The organism is Mycolicibacterium xanthum (genome assembly GCF_019710635.1).
GTDB lineage: Bacteria > Actinomycetota > Actinomycetes > Mycobacteriales > Mycobacteriaceae > Mycobacterium > Mycobacterium xanthum.
In genome coordinates this window covers 19,996-38,105 of the sequence record NZ_JAIFZS010000064.1, presented here as the reverse complement: position 1 = coordinate 38,105, position 18,110 = coordinate 19,996, and the positions used below count along the sequence as shown (strand labels likewise).

At 65.0% G+C, this 18,110-nt stretch carries 11 protein-coding genes, 1 tRNA gene and 1 pseudogene; 9 read left to right on the top strand and 4 right to left on the bottom strand.

Annotated elements, in window-relative coordinates; translation table 11 throughout:
- Positions 1-260: 260 nt before the first annotated feature.
- Positions 261-1,640 (top strand): FAD-binding oxidoreductase, encoded by a 1,380-nt coding sequence (locus JDV09_RS22885; RefSeq protein ID WP_221371429.1) that lies wholly within the window; start codon positions 261-263, stop codon positions 1,638-1,640.
- A gap of 143 nt (positions 1,641-1,783) precedes the next feature.
- A tRNA-Met gene (locus tag JDV09_RS22880) sits at positions 1,784-1,857 on the top strand.
- 130 nt (positions 1,858-1,987) lie between these two features.
- Here JDV09_RS22880 and JDV09_RS27010 read toward each other — a convergent pair.
- Genes JDV09_RS27010 through JDV09_RS22865 form a run of 4 tightly spaced genes read right to left on the bottom strand, consistent with a single transcriptional unit; the run spans position 1,988 to position 5,498 of the window.
- Entirely contained in the window at positions 1,988-2,569 is a 582-nt protein-coding gene (locus JDV09_RS27010) for a DEAD/DEAH box helicase (RefSeq protein ID WP_255605878.1), read from the bottom strand.
- Positions 2,550-4,388 (bottom strand): TOTE conflict system archaeo-eukaryotic primase domain-containing protein, encoded by a 1,839-nt coding sequence (locus JDV09_RS22875; RefSeq protein WP_255605877.1) that lies wholly within the window; start codon positions 4,386-4,388, stop codon positions 2,550-2,552. Before JDV09_RS22875 ends, JDV09_RS27010 begins: the two co-directional genes overlap by 20 nt.
- Complete coding sequence (locus tag JDV09_RS22870; RefSeq protein ID WP_255605876.1) at positions 4,376-5,056, bottom strand: PIN domain-containing protein; 681 nt, start codon at positions 5,054-5,056, stop codon at positions 4,376-4,378. The genes JDV09_RS22875 and JDV09_RS22870 overlap by 13 nt, the downstream gene beginning before the upstream one ends.
- Positions 4,962-5,498 (bottom strand): helix-turn-helix domain-containing protein, encoded by a 537-nt coding sequence (locus JDV09_RS22865; protein WP_221371428.1) that lies wholly within the window; start codon positions 5,496-5,498, stop codon positions 4,962-4,964. Before JDV09_RS22865 ends, JDV09_RS22870 begins: the two co-directional genes overlap by 95 nt.
- A 556-nt stretch (positions 5,499-6,054) precedes the next feature.
- Here JDV09_RS22865 and JDV09_RS22860 point away from each other — a divergent pair.
- The 7 genes and pseudogenes from JDV09_RS22860 (at position 6,055) to JDV09_RS22825 (ending at position 18,028) form a co-directional block, all read left to right on the top strand.
- Positions 6,055-7,497 carry a DUF3375 domain-containing protein gene (locus tag JDV09_RS22860; protein WP_221371427.1) on the top strand — a complete coding sequence of 481 codons (1,443 nt, stop codon included), beginning with the start codon at positions 6,055-6,057 and terminating at the stop codon, positions 7,495-7,497.
- A complete protein-coding gene (locus JDV09_RS22855; protein ID WP_221371426.1) occupies positions 7,494-8,072 on the top strand; it encodes a DUF4194 domain-containing protein in 579 nt (192 codons plus the stop codon). The genes JDV09_RS22860 and JDV09_RS22855 overlap by 4 nt, the downstream gene beginning before the upstream one ends.
- Positions 8,065-11,463 carry an ATP-binding protein gene (locus tag JDV09_RS22850; RefSeq protein WP_221371432.1) on the top strand — a complete coding sequence of 1,133 codons (3,399 nt, stop codon included), beginning with the start codon at positions 8,065-8,067 and terminating at the stop codon, positions 11,461-11,463. Before JDV09_RS22855 ends, JDV09_RS22850 begins: the two co-directional genes overlap by 8 nt.
- Positions 11,460-12,597 (top strand): annotated as a pseudogene (locus JDV09_RS22845) (Wadjet anti-phage system protein JetD domain-containing protein); the annotation flags it as partial. The gene JDV09_RS22850 and the pseudogene JDV09_RS22845, both read left to right, overlap by 4 nt.
- 245 nt (positions 12,598-12,842) lie before the next feature.
- The gene (locus tag JDV09_RS22835) at positions 12,843-13,472 is read left to right on the top strand and encodes a Fic family protein (RefSeq protein ID WP_221371425.1); all 630 of its coding nucleotides are present in this window, start codon (positions 12,843-12,845) and stop codon (positions 13,470-13,472) included.
- Between the two features lie 475 nt (positions 13,473-13,947).
- Entirely contained in the window at positions 13,948-14,397 is a 450-nt protein-coding gene (locus JDV09_RS22830) for a VOC family protein (RefSeq protein WP_221371424.1), read from the top strand.
- Between the two features lie 229 nt (positions 14,398-14,626).
- The gene (locus JDV09_RS22825) at positions 14,627-18,028 is read left to right on the top strand and encodes an ATP-binding protein (RefSeq protein ID WP_221371423.1); all 3,402 of its coding nucleotides are present in this window, start codon (positions 14,627-14,629) and stop codon (positions 18,026-18,028) included.
- Positions 18,029-18,110: the final 82 nt, after the last annotated feature.

Below are 18,110 nucleotides of genomic sequence, written 5' to 3'. Positions count from 1 at the left end.
GCCACGGACGCGATGAAGGTCGCCACGATGCGCGACAGCGGCGCCGAGATGCTCGACGAATGCGAGTTCGAGCTGGTGCTGGCGCATCTGCGGGTCCCCGAGATGGCCTAGCACCTCGCGATTTCGGCGTGCCGGGTCGCGTTACGCGCGACCCGGCACGCCCAAACCTTGGTTTTTTCTTGGTGACGTGACCAAGCGCGCGCCAAGGCCGGTCGGTCATGATTCTCGGCGAGCACAGACTTTCCGAGAAGGGACTTCCGATGACCGAACCGACCGAGCTGACGCGCGACGAGGTGTTGCGCACGCTGCGCGACCACGTCGCCACGCAGGTCGCGCTGCCGGGGGAGCCCGGCTACGAGCGCTGCACGCCGTGGAACGTGGCCGCGCCGGTGACGCCGGCCGCGGTGGTGCTGGCCACCACCCCCGAGGATGTCGCCGGCGCCGTCAGATTCGCCGCCGCGCACGGCTTCACGGTCACCGTCCAGGCCACCGGCCACGGCGCCGTCGCGGTGGGTGAGGACACGATCCTGGTGCAGACCGCGGCGATGAAGCACTGCACCGTCGACCCGCTCAACCGCACCGCGTGGGTCGGCGCGGGGGCGCGCTGGCAGGACGTCATCGACGCCGCCGCCCCGCACGGCCTGGCGCCGCTGTGCGGATCGTCACCCGGTGTCGGCGTGGTCGGATACCTGACCGGCGGCGGGGTCGGGCCGCTGGTGCGCACCTTCGGGTTGTCCTCCGATCATGTCCGGGCCTTCGACGTGGTCACCGGGGACGGCCGGCTGCTGCGGGTCACCCCGGACAGCAACGCCGACCTGTTCTGGGGGCTGCGGGGCGGCAAGGCCACGCTGGGCATCGTCACCGCGGTGGAGATCGACCTGCCCCCGGTCCCCGAGTTCTACGGCGGCGCAGTCTATTTCGACGGTGCCGATGCCGCGGCCGTACTGCACGGCTGGAGCGCCTGGTGTGTCGGGCTGCCGGAGACGGTCAACACGTCGATCGCCGTCCAGCAGCTGCCGCCGTTGCCCGGCGTGCCCGAACCGCTGGCCGGCCGGATGACGGTCTCGCTGCGCTACACGGCGGTCGGCGACTTCGCCGAGGCGGAGCGGCTGCTGGCGCCGATGCGGGCGGTGGCCACACCGCTGATGGACACCGTGGAGGTGCTGCCGTACGCGGCGATCGGCGCCGTGCACTGCGACCCGGTCGACCCGATGCCGACGAACGAGGACCAGGCGCTGCTCTCGGCGCTGCCGGCCGAGGCGGTCGACGCGCTGGTGGCCGTCGTCGGGCCGGGTTCGGGGTCCCCGCAGGTGATCGTCGAGCTGCGGCTGCTCGGCGGCGCGCTGGCTCGCCCGGCGCGGCAGGCCAGCGCGTTCTGCCAGCGCGACGCGGCGTTCTCGCTGGCGGTGATCGGCGCCCCGATGCCCGACACCGCGGAGTTCGTCGCCGAGCATGCGCGTGGCGTCGTCGCGGCGGTCGCGCCGTGGTCGACCGGTGGGCAGATGCCCAACTTCGCGCCGTCGCACGACCCGGCCCGCCCGGCCCGGGTGTACACCGAGGACACCCGGCACTGGCTGGCCGCACTGGCCGAGCGCTACGACCCGGCCCGGGTCTTCGCGACCGGCCAGGTGGTCCGCTGAGTTTTTTCTCCGCTAGCGTGCGTGTCTGCACCGGGGCGCGCCGCCAAAAGGCGTGCATATGCGCACGCTCGCGGTGGGGAAACCGGCTCTGAACAGGCGATTTGGAACCGCCGGTGCAGCTTCGGTAACCTAGCGTTCACCGACGCGGGGTGGAGCAGCTCGGTAGCTCGCTGGGCTCATAACCCAGAGGTCGCAGGTTCGAATCCTGTCCCCGCTACTAGCGAAACGGCCCCCGGAGATCTCTCCGGGGGCCGTTTCCATGGTCTTTGGGCAGCACCCCTCGTTGTGCGCGCGCCGAAGTCGCCAGCTACGAGCGTGCTCGACTTCGGGGGTAAAGCGCGTCACTCCTAACGAAGCATCTTGCGTGGGTCGGGGAAGCCCATCTTGGTGTAGCCGGGGGCGCGTTTCTTCAGCGACGAGGCGATGACGGGGGTGAGTTCGTCGTGGTAGTCGTGCACGGTTGCGGCGGTCTTCGTGGGATAGGGCCGGGTGACGCGGCCGATGTATTGCACGAGCCGGTTCTTGAAGGTGATCGGCGCAGCCAGGAACAACGTGTCGAGGGCGGGGCAGTCGAAGCCTTCCCCGATGAACGAGCTGGTGCCGACTATCAGGAGCGGATTCGAATCAGGCGAGTGGTCGGCAAGTTGCTCGGTGATCTGGCGGCGCTCGCGAGCTTTCATGCCGCCGCTGAGAACGGTGACGGTCTTGCCGGCGGTCTCAAGCCTTTCGGTGATGGCGTTGAGGTGGTCGACCCAGGTGGTGAGTACCAGGATGTTGGCTCCGGTTTCGGCGGAGGCCAGCACGTCGCCGACGACCTGGTCGAGCCGTGCCTGGTCGGCGACCAGGGTTCGATAGATCTCGGCCATTCCGCCCGGTGCGGTGGGGTCGGCGTCGCCGCGGTAGTCGAATTCAGTCGGGTGGACGTGCAATACCGGGTGGGGGCGTCAGCAACTCGGAGCCGTCGACGGGGAGCTGTCCGGTGTGTGGCTGATCAATAGCGACATGGTGTGGTCCGAGTTGGTGATAGATCAGATCTTCGAGTCCGTCACGGCGTTCCGGGGTTGCGGTCAGGCCGAGCCAGTACCGCGCCGGTATGCGACTGAGGACGCCGAAGAATGCGCTCGCGGCGACATGGTGGCACTCGTCCACAATCACGAATCCATAGTTGGCGGTGATGTCTTCGACGTTGTCACGGCGGGCAAGCGTCGGTAGGAGTGCAATGTCCAGGATGCCGGTGGTCTTCGATCGTCCACCACCGATCTGACCGCATTTGAACCCGAGGTGGCTACTGATCCGATCGCGCCATTGATCGGCCAGGGCTTTGCGATCGACCAGAACCAGAGTCGCGGTAGCTCTTGATTCGATGGCCGCGCAGGCGATGACCGTCTTGCCGGTACCTGGCGGTGCGATGAGCACGCTCGTGTCGTGCGTGAGGAGCTGGCTCAGGGCGGTGGCCTGGGCGGGACGCAGCGGCGTGCCGAGGGCGAACTCGTGGTGTTCGCCGGGGACGCGGTTGTCGTCAACGCGTAACGTGCTGTCGGCCGATTCGACGAGCTCGGTCAGCAGCGGATGTAGACCGCGGGGCAGGACGAGATCACCCTCAGGGGTCTCGTCGTAGCTGTAGAGGAATCGTGGTGTGTCCCAGGTGCTGCGGCGGGCGCGTTGGCGGACATCGAACTCGGGGTTGCGTATGGATGCGGCGTGTTTGACCGCTGAGATCATTGCTGGGCCAAGGTCGTTGGCTGTCATTGTCATTTGGGAGCCGAACTGAGCGCGGACGATGGTTGCGGGGCGTGGGACGATGCGTGACGAGGTCGGTAGTTGCAGACGTCGGACGTCGTGGCCGATCTGCGGGTCGGGAAGCTGGCGCGCCAGCGTGGCCACGTCTTTGGTGGACAGTCGGGCGATGCTCGATAGGTAGGCCCACTGATCCTCGTATGGTTCGAGGGTGGCGGGGTCGAGGAAGACGGTGGTGCCGTGCTGCCGGCGTTTACCGTTCATCGGTGCGGCGATGAGATTGCCCACACCTCGTCCGGTGTGGACGTCTTGGGAAGGAAACAAGCGGTCGTAGCTGCTCAAATGCATGCTGCCGCGCAGGCGAAATGCCTCACCCAGCAGACTTGTCGCCAGGCTCCGGGCGACCGACGCCGAGATGGCGTGGGCGAAGAAAATCCAGACGTGAGCGCCTCGTCCGGACTGCGAAACCTCCATTGCAGCTGGAATACCCTGGGAACGTGCTGCTTTCATGTATGAGAGGGCGTCAAGCATCGCGGCTTCTTTGTCGAAGTCCGCTGCGACCCACCAGCAGGTGTCGTCGTCGCTGAGCGGGTACAGGCCGATGTGTGCCTCGCCGCGCAGGTGGGCATCGACGACCTCTGGAGTCAGCGGCAGGTAAGGGGCGTCTGCACGACTCATACCCTTGCGCCAGTAGCCTTTGATCGCCGGCATCCAGCCCGATCGGCCATCTCGCCGGTTCTCCCAGCGCACCGCGTAAACATCGGTGCGACAGCGGAACAGGTCGAAGAAGAACCGCACCTTGTCGGCTGAGCTCGAGCCCATGGTCACCGGCGAGGCAGGGGCTCCGGTCAGCGTGGCCTGATCGCTGGCCGCCGCCCGAGCCTGCTCCTCGCTCAATCGGAGGAGCCGACGCAGACGCGCGTTGTCGGTACGCAGCGTATCCAACTCACCGGGGAACTTCTCGATACCGCTAACGATCAGTACTCCTCGAATATCCGCTACCTGGCGCAACGGATGAGTTCGACGGCTTCGATCATGGCGTAACTCGCAACGAGACGATCCAAAATCTCGTCGACCGTGGACTGCGGCCGGGCGAATCTGGAGGACATGGCAACCACCGCCTGAAGGGCGACGTCGGGGGACGCCGAGACTGTGTCGGCAGCGAACTGAGCAGGTGATATCACCATGAGCGACTGGGGGATCTGTTGCGGTGGAAAGTCTCGTGCATTGCTCGTGACGATCACGTCGGCCCCTCCTACGAGTGCCGCCGCGACCACATGTTCATCGTCGACGTCGGGCAGTCCGAACGTGCCTTCCAGATTTTCCCAGTTCGCCACAACGGCATCGTCGAACGCCAAACTCATCTGATCTACGAGGCGTTGGGCTTGCTGTTCTGCCAGGGCAGGGTCGTGGCGACGGCTTATGAGCTTTTGTGCTTCGTGGTAACACAATTCGTCGAGGATCGCTGATGACCACAAGGGCCGATACAAGCCCTCGATTGCCAGAGATGGCAGGAAGTCGCGCTGCAGGCTGGGCCACAGCACTGAGGTGTCCAACAGCGCGGCAAACATTCTCGAACGTGTGTCAGCGGGCGTCGGCCTTGGCACGCCGCCGCGCCGCAACGACTCGGCGCGCTTCACGTAGCCGCCGGCGAACGACTTCGGGGTCGTCGTCAGCATTGATGTCGACCGTTGTGGCCGCCAGTGCTTCGTACTGGCGATTGCGTCGCTGCTCGCGATAGGCGAGAACGTCGTCGAGCAGCAGTCGATGACGATTCCCGATCCGCTCGGCAGGCAACGTGCCGTCGGCGATCAGGCGGACCACCGTGGGGCGGCTGACCCCTAGCAGATCGGCGGCCTGCTGGGTGGTCAACGTCATCGTCTGCGGCGCGATGGTGACCGCCTTGCCGGCATGCATGGCCGCGACGACCTTGGTCAAGGCTTGGTGGACTGAACGCGGTAGTTCGATGCGGTCATGCTCTCCGATCCCCACCAGGGCGTAACCAGGCGATGCCACCTTTCCCCGGATGCGTTCATGGCTGGCCAGGAACCCGACGACGGTCGCCAACTGATCGGGGTCCTCCGGGATGAAGGTGACTGCCTCTGCCGCTTCGGCACCCATGTCAGATCCTATCTGCAGTATCCGAAATAATTTTCGGAACGTTCGAATAATACCCGAGATGGACGACGTGCGACACCCCACGATCAGACCCGGCGATTCGTTGCCATCACACACCGCTAACTCCTGACAGCTTGGGATGTAACCGGCACCGAGAGACAACGCTGCCAAACGCTTCGGTCCCTGCGGCCGCAGTGTCACCCCGGCAGCTTCCAGGATCTTCAAGACTGTCGTCGCAGCTGAGAAATGATCCGTCGTCGCACTCGAGGCGGAGAGGCGAACATGGATGATCGTTCAGCCACAGAAACACCATCTTGCACACCGGTCAACAATGTGTTCGGACTGAACCGACTCAGGGCTACTGCGACATTCAGGCTTGGATCCCGGTGGGATCGAAGCCTGAATGCCCTCCGCAGCAGTGTGCGGATGTCTGTCGCTGGAAGGCGGTCCGGGTTCGTGGCCCGCGATGCCGGCACTACCGGTATTTCTCGAAGCCGCCAATCCCCGACTCTCCGCAGTCGCGGCGTAATCTGTCGGTCGGGTTCTCTAGGCTTTCCTGGTGGAGTACGCGACGATCGAGGCGCTGCGGGAGCGGCACCCCGCTTGGCGACTGCTGCGCGCCGGCAACTCGAACTTGATCCTCTCCTTCCTCGGCGAGTTCTTCGTCGAGGGCAACCGAGGTGCATGCCGGGCTAGCGCGGTCGCGGCCGCGTTGGACGACCACCTCTACGCACTGAACTCAGAGATCCTGACCGAGGACGGTCAGGAACGGTTTCCCAAGGACGCTCGGACCTATCTGGAAGACTGGGCAGCCGCCGACGCCGGTTATCTGAGACGGTTTTACCCGTCCGGCGACGACGAAGTTCACTACGAGGTGACACCGGCGTTCGAGAAGGCCTACGCGTGGGTCACATCCCTCAAGGGCAGGTCGTTCGTAGGGACTGAGTCCAGGCTGCATACCGTGGTCGAGTTGCTGCGCCAGATCGTGCACGGGACCGAACTCGAACCCGATGTTCGGCTTTCCGAACTGCACCGCCGCCGCGACGAACTCGACGCCGAGATCGCGGCCGTCGAGGCCGGTGTCTTTGCTGTCCTGGACTCGACTGCGGTGCGCGATCGGTACCAGCAGCTCTCCGCGACGGCGCGGGAACTGCTCTCGGACTTCCGCGAGGTTGAAGAGAACTTCCGGCTCCTCGACCGTGCCGCGCGAGAAAAGATTGCAGCATGGGACGGGTCCAAGGGCGAACTGCTCGCTGAGTTGGTGGGAGGCCGCTCAGAGATCGCCGGCTCGGACCAGGGCCGGAGTTTTCAGTCGTTCTATGACTTCCTTCTCTCCGAGTCACGTCAGGCTGAGCTCGCCGAGTTGCTGGCCAAGGTGTCGACCCTCGACACCATCGAGGCCGATCAGCGGATTCGCGGCATTCACCACGACTGGTCCGAAGCTGCCGATCGCGCGCAGCGAACCGTTCGGCAGATATCCGAACAATTGCGGCGCTTCCTCGACGACCAGGTCTGGCTGGAGAACCGGCGTGTCCTCGACCTGGTCCGGGCAGTGGAGAGCGCTGCTCTCGAACTCCGTGGCAATCCTCCCGCCTTCGGGCTTGAGGTCGACCAACCGGGCATCGAGATCGCGCTGCCGTTCGAGCGTCCGCTCTACCAACCGCCCGCGGCGGTAGCTGTTGAGAGCGAGATTCCGCATGCGACTGAGGACGTCGACACCGATCTGCTCTTCGCTCAGACCTTCGTCGACCAAGCGCGGCTTGCCGAGATCATTCGCACCGTTCTGCCCGAGGACTCGTCGGCTCTTCTGTCCGACGTCGTTGCGATGTACCCCATCGAGCAGGGCGCGGCGGAGATCGTCGGCTACCTCGCCCTCAACGACGAAGACGTGGCGGTCGACATGGACGACACCGATGAGTCTCTCCTGGAGTATTCCGACCCCGCCGATCCGGATATCGTCAAGAGGGCGAGGCTGCCGAAAGTAACGGTGCGTCGGCGATGAGTAGTGAGCACGCAGTCGCTGCCGCAATCATCCGGCTGATGCAAGGTGTCGTCTACCGAGAGTCTGACGAGGACACCTGGCTGACACTGGACCGAATGCGCGCCGGTGTCCGGGACCACTTCGCCACCATCGGCGTCCACGTGGTCGTCGACGAGACCGAGGGCTACGCCTATCTTCGGTCCCGGCCCGAGGAAGACGGCGACGAGGCGCTGCCGCGTCTGGTGCGTCGGCGAGCGCTGACGTACAACGTCAGCCTGCTGCTGGTGTTGCTGCGCAAGCGCCTGGTTGAGTTCGAGACGACGGGCGGCGACGGCCGCCTGGTGCTCACCACCGATCAGATCATCGAGATGCTCAGACTTTTCCAGGCCGAGTCCACCAACGACGCGCGCGTCGTGGACCAGGCGGAAACGACGATCAACAAGGCGCGCGACCTCGGCTTTCTGCGGCCGCTGAGCGGTCAGGGTGACCATTGGGAGGTGCGGCGAATCCTCAAGGCCTACGTCGACGCCCAGACCTTGTCGGACTTCGCGACAAAGCTCACGGAGTATGCCGGAGCGGCGGGCGGCGATGGGTGACGGACTCTTCTCGATGGTCGGGCTCGGCGATACCCGAAGGGCTGGCTATCGACTCCAGTACGCGGAAGTATTGAACTGGGGCACGTTCGACCAACACGTCTGGCGGTTCACTCCCGACACAAACACGGCGCTGCTCACCGGTGACATCGGCTCCGGCAAATCGACGATCGTCGACGCACTCACCACACTGTTGATGCCGTCGCACAAGGCCGCCTACAACAAGGCCGCGGGCGCCGACGCCAAGGAACGCACCCTGCGCTCCTACGTCGAAGGCCACTACAAGTCCGAGCGAAACGAGGCCACCGGGCGATCGCGCCCTAAGGGGTTGCGCGAGAACAGGCGGAGCTACTCCGTCATTCTCGGGGTCTTCGTTAACCACGGCTACGATGAGACGGTTACCCTGGCGCAGGTATTCCAGCAGCGCGAGAGCACGGGACAGCCCTACCGTTTCTTCATCACAGCAACCAAAGCGCTCACGATCGCAACGGATTTCGCCGACTTCGGCACGGACCTACGCGATCTCCGCAAGCGGCTGCGGGCTGTCGAGGCGGAGATCTTCGACGAGTTCCCCAAGTACGCAACCTCGTTGCGTCGCCTGCTCGGAATCCGGTCGCAGCAGGCGCTTGAGTTGTTCCACCAGACCGTCTCGATGAAGTCGGTCGGTAACCTCAATGACTTCGTCCGTGACCACATGCTCGAACCGAGCGACTCGAGTTCGCGCGTCTCTGAAATTATCGCCCATTTCGACGACCTGACGAAGGCCTACGATGCCGTCAAGCGTGCGCGAGAACAGCTTGAAGCGCTCGAGCCCGTCGCGCAAACTACCGCAAAGTACGACGCCGGGCTCGCAGAGCGTGAGTCAATCGAGGGCGAGCGATCCGCTGTCCGGCTCTTCGTCGCCGAGCTTCGCTCCAGCCTGCTGGCCGACGAGATCGCTGAGCTGGAGGCCGAGGGCTTGGGCTTATGGAAGGAGCAGGACAGTGCAAAAGCCAAGGCACGGAAGCTCAAGGACGAACACGACTCTCTGATCGAGGAACGCGCCACGGCCGGTGGGGACCGGGTGGGCGAGCTGGAGCGGCTTGCCGGCGAGGCGCGTGCCCAGGCTCAGGCTCGTCGTCATGCCAGGACGCGGTTCGACGCCGCCATCGCCGATGCCGGACTGGAACCCGTCGTCGACAACGAGGGCTTCGCGACTCTGGCCGGCCTGGCCACCACCGAGCGGTCGCGGCTCACCGCGGAGAAGGGAGCCCTCGATGCGGCCATGGCCGAAGCCATCGGAACGGAAAAGGAGCTCCAACGGCAGAGCGGGCTCATTTCCGATGAACTCACGAGCCTGGAGCAACGCACCAGCAACCTGCCTGTCGAGCAGGTTGAGGTGCGCGCGGAGCTGTGCGCGGCGCTGGCGTTGACACCGGAGGACCTTCCGTATGCGGGCGAACTGCTGGACGTGACCCAGGAACACGCCGAGTGGCGGGGCGCCGCGGAACGAGTTCTGCGAGGGTTCGCTCTTTCGCTGCTGGTGCCGCAGCAGCACTACGACGCCGTCGCCGGATGGGTGAACGGTCGAAGGCTCATCTTCCATGGCCGAGGCGGCAAGGCGATCGGAGCGAAGCTGGTCTACGAAAGAGTTGCCAGACAACGGGTTCCGCTACAATCGCCGGCGCATGAAGGGCTTTGGCTCGCCGACTGCATCGAGGTCAAGGGCGGGCCATTCAACCAGTACCTCGTCGACGAGCTCACCAAGCGGGCCGACTATCGATGCGCGATGAGCCTTGATGAGTTCCGCAGCCAGCGGCGCGCCGTGACCCGCGAGGGCCAAGTGCGCTCGGGCGAGCGCCACGAGAAGGACGACAGATACCGCGTCGATGACCCCCGTCGCTGGGTCCTCGGCTGGGCCAACGAACGAAAGATCGGCGCGCTTCGCAACGAGTTCGCCGAGCTCGAGGAAAAGCTCGCCACGGCCACCACCGAATTGGCGAGTGTCGGCGAACAGCGGGACGCGGTTGTGGCAGGACTTCAAGCCCTCGCCCGCGTCGAGGAATACCACGCCTGGACTGACCTCGACGTCGACGAGGCCGAATCGCGCGCGAACGAACACGACGCCGAACGTGCTCGCCTGCTGGCGGGCTCATCGCGGCTGGAAGAGATCGCGCGTGCACTGGCCGACAATGACGAGCAAGCCAAGTTCGTTGGCGAGTTGATCGATAAGCTCACCGGACAGCTTGCCACCACCGAGGTGGCGAAAAGGCAAGCGGAGCAGGGAAGGAAGCGCGACGACGAATACGTTGCCGGCCATCCGGAGGCAGAGCTGGCGGCCGCCCGCGGATCGTACGCGGCTCTCGACGCGCGCCTCGGCAAGAACCGTCCTGCGCGGGCGGCGGACTGCGCCGACACCGAGGTGGCGCTGTCGGCTGATCTCCATCGACGTATCGAGCGACTTTCCGGTCAGCTCAACGGATATGCGCTAAACCTAGGCCAGTACATGAGCGACGTCTTGAACCGGTGGCCCGAGCTTCGCGCGGACATGGACGCCAATGTCGAAGCCCGCCAGGAGTTCCTGGCGTTCCGCGATCGCGTCGCGACCGACGACCTCCCGCGTTTCGAGGCGGAGTTCAAGGAACAGCTGAACAAGAACGCCATCCAGGAGTTGGCGGGGTTCAACAACTGGCTGAACCGGCAGGCGTCGGCAATCGACGAGCGTGTCGACCGTATCAACGAAGCGCTTGGTGCGGTGCCTTACAACCCCGGTCGCTATATCCGACTGGAGAAGGAGGCCACCACCAATCAGGACATCGCTCAGTTCCGTTCGGACTTGCGTAACCTGACCAATGACAGCCTCGCGCTCGATGGTGACCAGTACTCCGAGCAACGTTTCCTCGACGTGAAGCGAATCATCGAGCGGTTCCGCGGCCGTGACAACTACGCCGAATCGGACAAAACCTGGACACGACGGGTCACTGACGTCCGCAACTGGTTCGTCTTTTCGGCCTCCGAGCGCGACGTCGAGACCGATATCGAGTGGGAGCACTACAGCGACTCTGATGGCAAGTCCGGCGGCCAGAAGGAGAAGCTGGCTTACACGATCCTGGCGGCGTCCCTCGCTTACCAGTTCGGGCTCGAGTGGGGTGCCGAGCAGTCACGGGACTTCCGGTTCGCGGTCATCGACGAGGCGTTCGGGCGGGGCTCAGACATCTCGACGCGCTATGCGCTGGACCTCTTCGCGACGCTCGGACTGCAACTTCTCATCGTCACGCCGTTGCAGAAGGTTCACGTCATCGAGCCGTATGTGAAGGCGATCGGATTCGTCGACAATCCGACCGGAACGTTCTCGCGCTTGCAGACGATGACGATCGAGGAGTACCGGACACGACGTGACGGACGGCGGCCGTGAGTTCCGGGTGGACCACACCGGACGACATCGCCGCCAAGGTCAGACGCCGGTGGGACGATGGATCGCTGTTACGTGGCTATGCCAACGGAGACCCGTTCGATCCAATCGAGGTACCCCTTCGCGGTCCCAAACCCTCGCAGGTCGGCGACGACATCGCCGCCGTCCGTCAATGGGTGGCCGACCTCGACGCCGGTCGCCGCAATGATGGTCGATACACCCTGCAATGGCAATCGATTGGCGGCAGACAGATCGGCCGCAACCGGCTACCCGTCCGCGCAGTCGTGTCCTCGCCCGGACAAGCGTGGCTGCTGTTGGGCGTGACGAGCTTGGTTCGTCGTTTTGACGAGCTCTTGGCCCTCGCGCGTCAACATCCGCAGGTTCGGGCGTGGATCATCGATCATCCGCATGACGCGCTTGGCCTTGGGGCGGACATGCCGCAGCTGATCGCCGCTTATGTCTGGCTCGACAGTCATCGTCAATCGAACCGGTATCTGCGCGAGATCAGTGCACCCGGCGTTGACACCAAGTTCGCTGAGAGGCACCGACCGGTCTTGGCGGCGATGCTCGGCGTTTCATCGACAGCCTTGGGATTCCTGGCCGATCTAGGGCTGCGGCCGAAGCCGAGATTGGTGCGGCTACGGCCAGCGCCTTCGCTGGGCCTCCCCGCTGCGCTGACTGAGTTGGCAGCGCGCCCCGACGAATTGGCACGGCTCGAGATCGATCCGCAGCGGGCGTTGATCGTTGAGAACGAGATCAGCTATCTCAGCGTCAACGTCCCCGAGCATGGCGTGGCGATCTGGGGCAAGGGCTTCGAAGTGGACCACGTCGGACGGTTGCCGTGGCTCGCGCGCGCCGATGTCCAATATTTGGGGAGACATCGACACCCACGGGTTTGCCATATTGGACCGCCTACGGGTGTGGCTGCCGCGGACACGCTCGGTGTTGATGGACCGTGAGACACTGCTGGCTCATCGCGACCGATGGGTGGTCGAAGAACGCCCATCCACGTCGGCCCTCACCCGACTGACGTCCGATGAACATGACCTCTACATCGAACTGGTCGAGGACAGACTTGGTGAACGGGTGCGCCTGGAGCAGGAGCTGATCGACTGGCATCGGGTCGAACAGCAGCTATCACCGTCCGTCCGTCGGACTGTCGGCGCCTGCGGCAACAGCAGTAAAATGGCTCGTCACGCTGGAGGCGATAGGGAGGTGCTGACTGTGGACAGTCATCGTTCTCTTGCGAAGGATGCCGTGAAACGGGCGGCTGTCCGATCGACGAGGGCGTCGGCGAAGCTCGAGAATCGAATAGTTCCTGCCGGCTTCATCCGATCACCCTCTGTGTCGCGATTCCTCGCTGCCCGTGAACCGCGTTCCTGATGCCGCCGCTGACGCCGGGGTACGGCGATACGCCACTTCCCGACGATGAATTGGCGGCGTTGCTGCCTGCGACCGTACAGATCCTAGGTGAACCCGTAACCCGGGCTGTGGTCTACGACTTGGAACAGGGCATGCAGGAGTTGGTGGCCGAAGAGCTTCTCAACGCCGCTCTGGACGGCTCGTTGCAGCTCATTGAACTGCTGACCGACCACTTCCTCAAGGACTTGCACGCCCGCCTGTACGGGGATATCTGGATTTGGGCGGGCAAGTGGCGGACGCACGATGTCAACATCGGGGTTGCGTACAAGCAGATTGCAGTCGACCTCCACAATTCGTTAGGGACGATCCTCTATCGATGGGAGAACACCGACGACTGGACGCCGCACGAACTGGGTATTGTGGCTCATGCTGAAACGGTGCGGATTCACCCATTCGTTGACGGAAATGGACGTGCCACAAGGCTTCTCGCAGACTTGGTGTTCTCCGCCGCGCAAGATTCTGATCCGGTGTTCCAATATGACTGGAATGTTGACAAGGTCAGCTACATCGCCGCCCTTCGTCGATACGACGCAGATCGGGATGTCACGGATCTCGCGAACTTGCTGAAGGCCAGACCGCTCGGCGAATGAGACGTTGGGTGCGGCCTCGCGGCCGGATGGTCACCCCCCGGCAGCCTTCAGGATCTTCAGGACGGTTGTGCGACCCAGTGCCAGCTTCTCGGCAAGCTGCCGACTCGCCTTCCCTGACTCGTACGCCTCGACCACCTCGGCCCGCAGCCGGTCAGTGATGCGCTGTCGTTGCCGAGGAGCAGACGCGAACGACCGGTCAACCTCAGAAACATCATCTTTCGTGGGCATTCGTCTGTGGGAAATGCCCGACGTCGGCGTGCCCGATCCGCTCGCTGACGACTTTCGTTGTTGATGCCGGCCCTGGGCGCGACGCTACTGGAGCGCCGCAAGTCATGGAAGGTGATGCGCGCCAGGCTGGCGGCCATTGCGAGTCAATCGAATCGTTGCCGGAATCGACGGCTGTGCGGATGGACGAGTACGAACGTGGCGCCGACACGACCAGGTTCGCCGAAGCGGACGCGGTAGGGTCGCACGAATGACACGGCTGCACCACGCGGGGGTGTGTGTCCACGACCTGGACACGTCGCTGCGCTTCTACCGCGATGGCCTGGAAATGCAGGTATTGGTCGACACGGTTCTGACCAACGACCTGGAGCCGCTGCTGGGGGTCAGCACCGACGAGGTCCGCATCGTTTTTCTCGGATCCTCCGACAACTCCGATTCCGGCATCATCGAGCTCATCGACCTGGGGTTGCCTGCCATTGCCGACGGCCAACCGCAGCAGGGGCTTCCGGCTCGCGGGGTTTTCCTGCTATCCGTACAGGTGGACGTCGACGCCGTGCTGTCCCGGCTGGCCGGGCTGGGTCTCGGGGGTACTCCCCGAACCTTCGTCACACCGACCGGGGCGACTGCGGCCACCGTCGTGGACCCCGACGGCGTGATGGTCGAGTTGTTGCCGCTGACCCCGCTGTCGGTGATGGGATAGTCGGCAGCCCTCGGCGAGCAGATCACTGTGCCTTACCGGCCTTGTGCCACCGGTGCGGCGAGTAGGCTCAGGGAGTGCGCTTGACGTGGCCGATCGCCGGTCACTCAGACCCGGTGGGAAGCGGTCGAGGCCGGAATGCCGGCCTCGCGGACCCGTCCGTGATCGTCGAGCACCGCCCCTCCCAGTCGTCCCGAACGCATCGCGTGCCGGTGCGGGTGGAGACACCGCTATGGACATCTACGAGATAGTCGATCACGTCGTCGATCTGCTCCGCAGGCGCGGACGTGCGTCGTATCGCTCGTTGCAGCTCCGGTTCGACCTGGATGACGCGGGACTCGAAGCCCTCAAGGAGGAACTGTCCTACACGCATGGCACCGACATCTGCGCGGACGGTCCGGGCCTGGTGTGGACGGGCGGTCCCGTTGCAGCGCCCACCCGGGTCGCCGAGAGCCACGAAACACCTTCTCGCGGAATAGAGTCCGCAGCCGCCCTGCCGGGTCAGAACGCCGAGCGCCGACAGCTCACCGTTCTGTTCTGTGACCTCGTCGAGTCGACCGCGCTTTCCGGTCGACTCGACCCGGAGGAGTTCCGGGAGGTGGTGCTGGCCTATCAGGACACCTGCGCCAAGGTGATCGCCCGCTACGAGGGACACATCGGCAACTACCTCGGCGATGGGCTGCTCGTCTACTTCGGCTATCCCCGAGCGCATGAGGACGACGCCCAGCGAGCCGTACGCGCCGGCCTCGGAATCATCGAGGCCATGGGGCGGCTCAACGCGGGCTTGTCCGAGCAGCGCGGGGTGTCCCTGGATGTGCGCCTGGGGTGCGACACCGGATTGGTGGTCGTCGACGACATCAGCGGCGGTGAACGCCACGACCAACAGGCGTTCGGTGAAACCCTCAACGTCGCCGCTCGCCTGGAGGGGATCGCGGAGCCGAACACGCTCGTGATCGGCCACCTGACCCACCAGCTTCTGCGCGGCCTGTTCACCTGCGAACCTCTGGGTGCCCCCGCCCTGAAGGGCGTGGCGCGCCCGCTGGAGGTCTATCGCGTGCTGTGCGAGAGCACCGCGCGCACCCGCCTGGAGGCGCTGGGCGCCGGTCTGACCCCACTTGTCGGGCGTGAAGCCGAATTGGCTCTGCTCCAGGATCGCTGGGCTCGGGCAGCCGCAGGCCGGGGACACGTGGTGTTGCTCAGCGGCGAGGCGGGGATCGGAAAGTCCCGATTGGTTCATGCGCTCGCCGAATATGCTGCGGCCCAGTCGGACGCGTGGCTGACACCGTGCCAATGCTCGCCCCACTACCGGCACTCGGCGTTGCATCCATTGATCGACCTGCTCGAGCGGGTGGTCCTGCGCCTCGAGCCGGACGAGTCGGCACTGGACAAACTGCGCAAACTGGAGGGGTTCCTGGTCCAAACCGGGCAGCCGCTGCAGGACTCGGTCCCGCTCTTCGCCGAACTTCTGGGGATCCCGTTGGGCGACGGGTACTGCACGCCGGCGATGGCTTCCGAGGAGCAGAGACGGCAGACCATGCACGCCCTGTTGCGGGTGCTGCTGTCCCGGGCGGCTCAACAGCCTTTGCTGTTCGTCGTCGAGGACCTGCACTGGGCGGATCCCACGACGCTGGAATTTCTCGGCATGCTGATCGACCGGATAGCCGACACGCGCATCCTCGCAGTATTCGCCTACCGCGACGAGTTCAGCCCTCCCTTTGCCGAATCCTCCGACGTCACTGCGGTACATCTGACGCGCCTGACGCAAGACGAAGCGGCCGACCTGGCTTCCCGGGTAGCACTCGGGAAGACGCTGCTCGAGGCCATCTTGGCTCAGATAGTGGCCAAGACCGACGGCGTGCCGCTGTTCATCGAGGAACTGACCAACATGCTGGTCGAATCACGACTGCTCGAGGAGCATGCCGAACCCTACGACCTGGGCGCCCGATTGCCGCCCCTTGCGATCCCCGACACGCTGCACGAATCGCTGATGGCGCGCCTGGATCGAATGGCGGCGGTCAAGAGCCTGGCACAGCTGGCGGCCACGCTGGGGCGCGAGTTCAGCTATCCGTTGCTGCGCGCCGTCGCGCCGTGGGACGAAAAAACCGTGCGACGAGCGCTCGACGAGCTGGTGGCAGCGGAATTCATCCACCAGGAGGGGCAGTCCGCACGCGCCACATACCGCTTCAAACACGCCCTGATTCGAGACGCGGCATACCAATCATTGCTCAAAAGCAGTCGCCAGCAGCATCATCAACGCATCGCCGACGTGCTCGAAACCCAGTTCGCCGAAACGGTGAGCACGCGCCCCGAGCTGCTCGCGCATCACTACACCGAGGCGGGATCGGCCGCCCGGGCGCTGCCGTACTGGCAGGCTGCCGGCCAGCGGGCACTCGAACGTTCGGCGAACCACGAGGCCATCGCCCATGTGGGTAGGGGCCTCGAACTGCTCGAGGCGCTGCCGGAGACCGAGGAGCACGCACGACGGGAACTGGCGCTGCACATCATGCTCGGGGCGGCGCTGGCGTCCACGCAGGGACCGCAGACGACCGGCGCGGTTTACGCGCGAGCCTGCGAGCTGGCGCGGAGGTTCGGCGAAACGTCGGAGCTGTTTCCGGCATTGTGGGGGAACTGGTATGTCCACATGGCCCAGGGGCACGCCGCGCAGGCGCGGGCGCTGGCGGAGGAGTATCTGGCGACCGCAAAGCAGCAACACGACCCGGTCATCCTCACGGCGGGTCACCGGATGGTCGCGAACATCGCCTGGTGGCAAGGCGATTTCGCGGATGCCCTCACCCACTGCAGGCGGGGTCAGGCGCTCTACGACCCCGAGCAGCTGCGCACCAGCGCGGTGAGCTACGGCCAGGATGCCGGAATCAACTGTGGCTACCTGGAGGCGCTGACCCTGTGGGTGCTGGGATACCCGGACGAGTCCGTGCGGAAGATGGACGAAACCCTCTCCCACGCTCGCGAGCTCGAGCACCCCTTCACCGTGGCGCAAACGCTCAACTTCTCCGCACATCTTCGTCAACTGGTACGCGACTCCCGGACGGCCCGCGAACACGCCGACGAGGCGCTGAGGATATGCGCCGCGGGCGGCTTCAAGGCCTATGGCGGGTGGAGCCTGTTGCCGCGCGGTTGGGCTCTCGCGGAGCAGGGCTCGGCTGCCGAAGGTCTCGACGACATCCGCGAGGCGGCGGAATCCCGGCAGGCCATGAAGGTCGGCGGCGTGATGCCGTGGTTCGTCGCCTTGTTGGGCGAAACCTACGGCAGGCTGGGGCGATTCGAGGAGGGTTTGCGGACGCTGGAGGAGGCGCTGATGTGGGTGGAGCGCACCGGCGAGCACATGTACGAAGCCGAGGTGTACCGCCTCAAGGGTGAACTCCTGGTTGGACAGAACGTCGCCGATCCTGCGCAACCACGAGCTTGCTTCGAACGCGCGTTGACCATCGCCACCCGCCAACGGGCCAAGTCCTGGCAGCTGCGGGCCGCGACGAGCCTGGGCCGGTTGTTGTGTCGACAGGGCAAGCGGGATCAGGCCCGCGAGGTGCTGGAGCCGGTGTACGACTGGTTCAGCGAGGGCACTGACACTCCCGACTTGCGGGACGCCAGGGCGGTGCTGAACGCCCTGGACTGACATTGGTACCGGCCCGGCTCTGGGGTCGGTGGGGTGTAGCTGAAAGGGTCCCCTCGTAGTGCCCGGCGCCGAAAGGGCGATT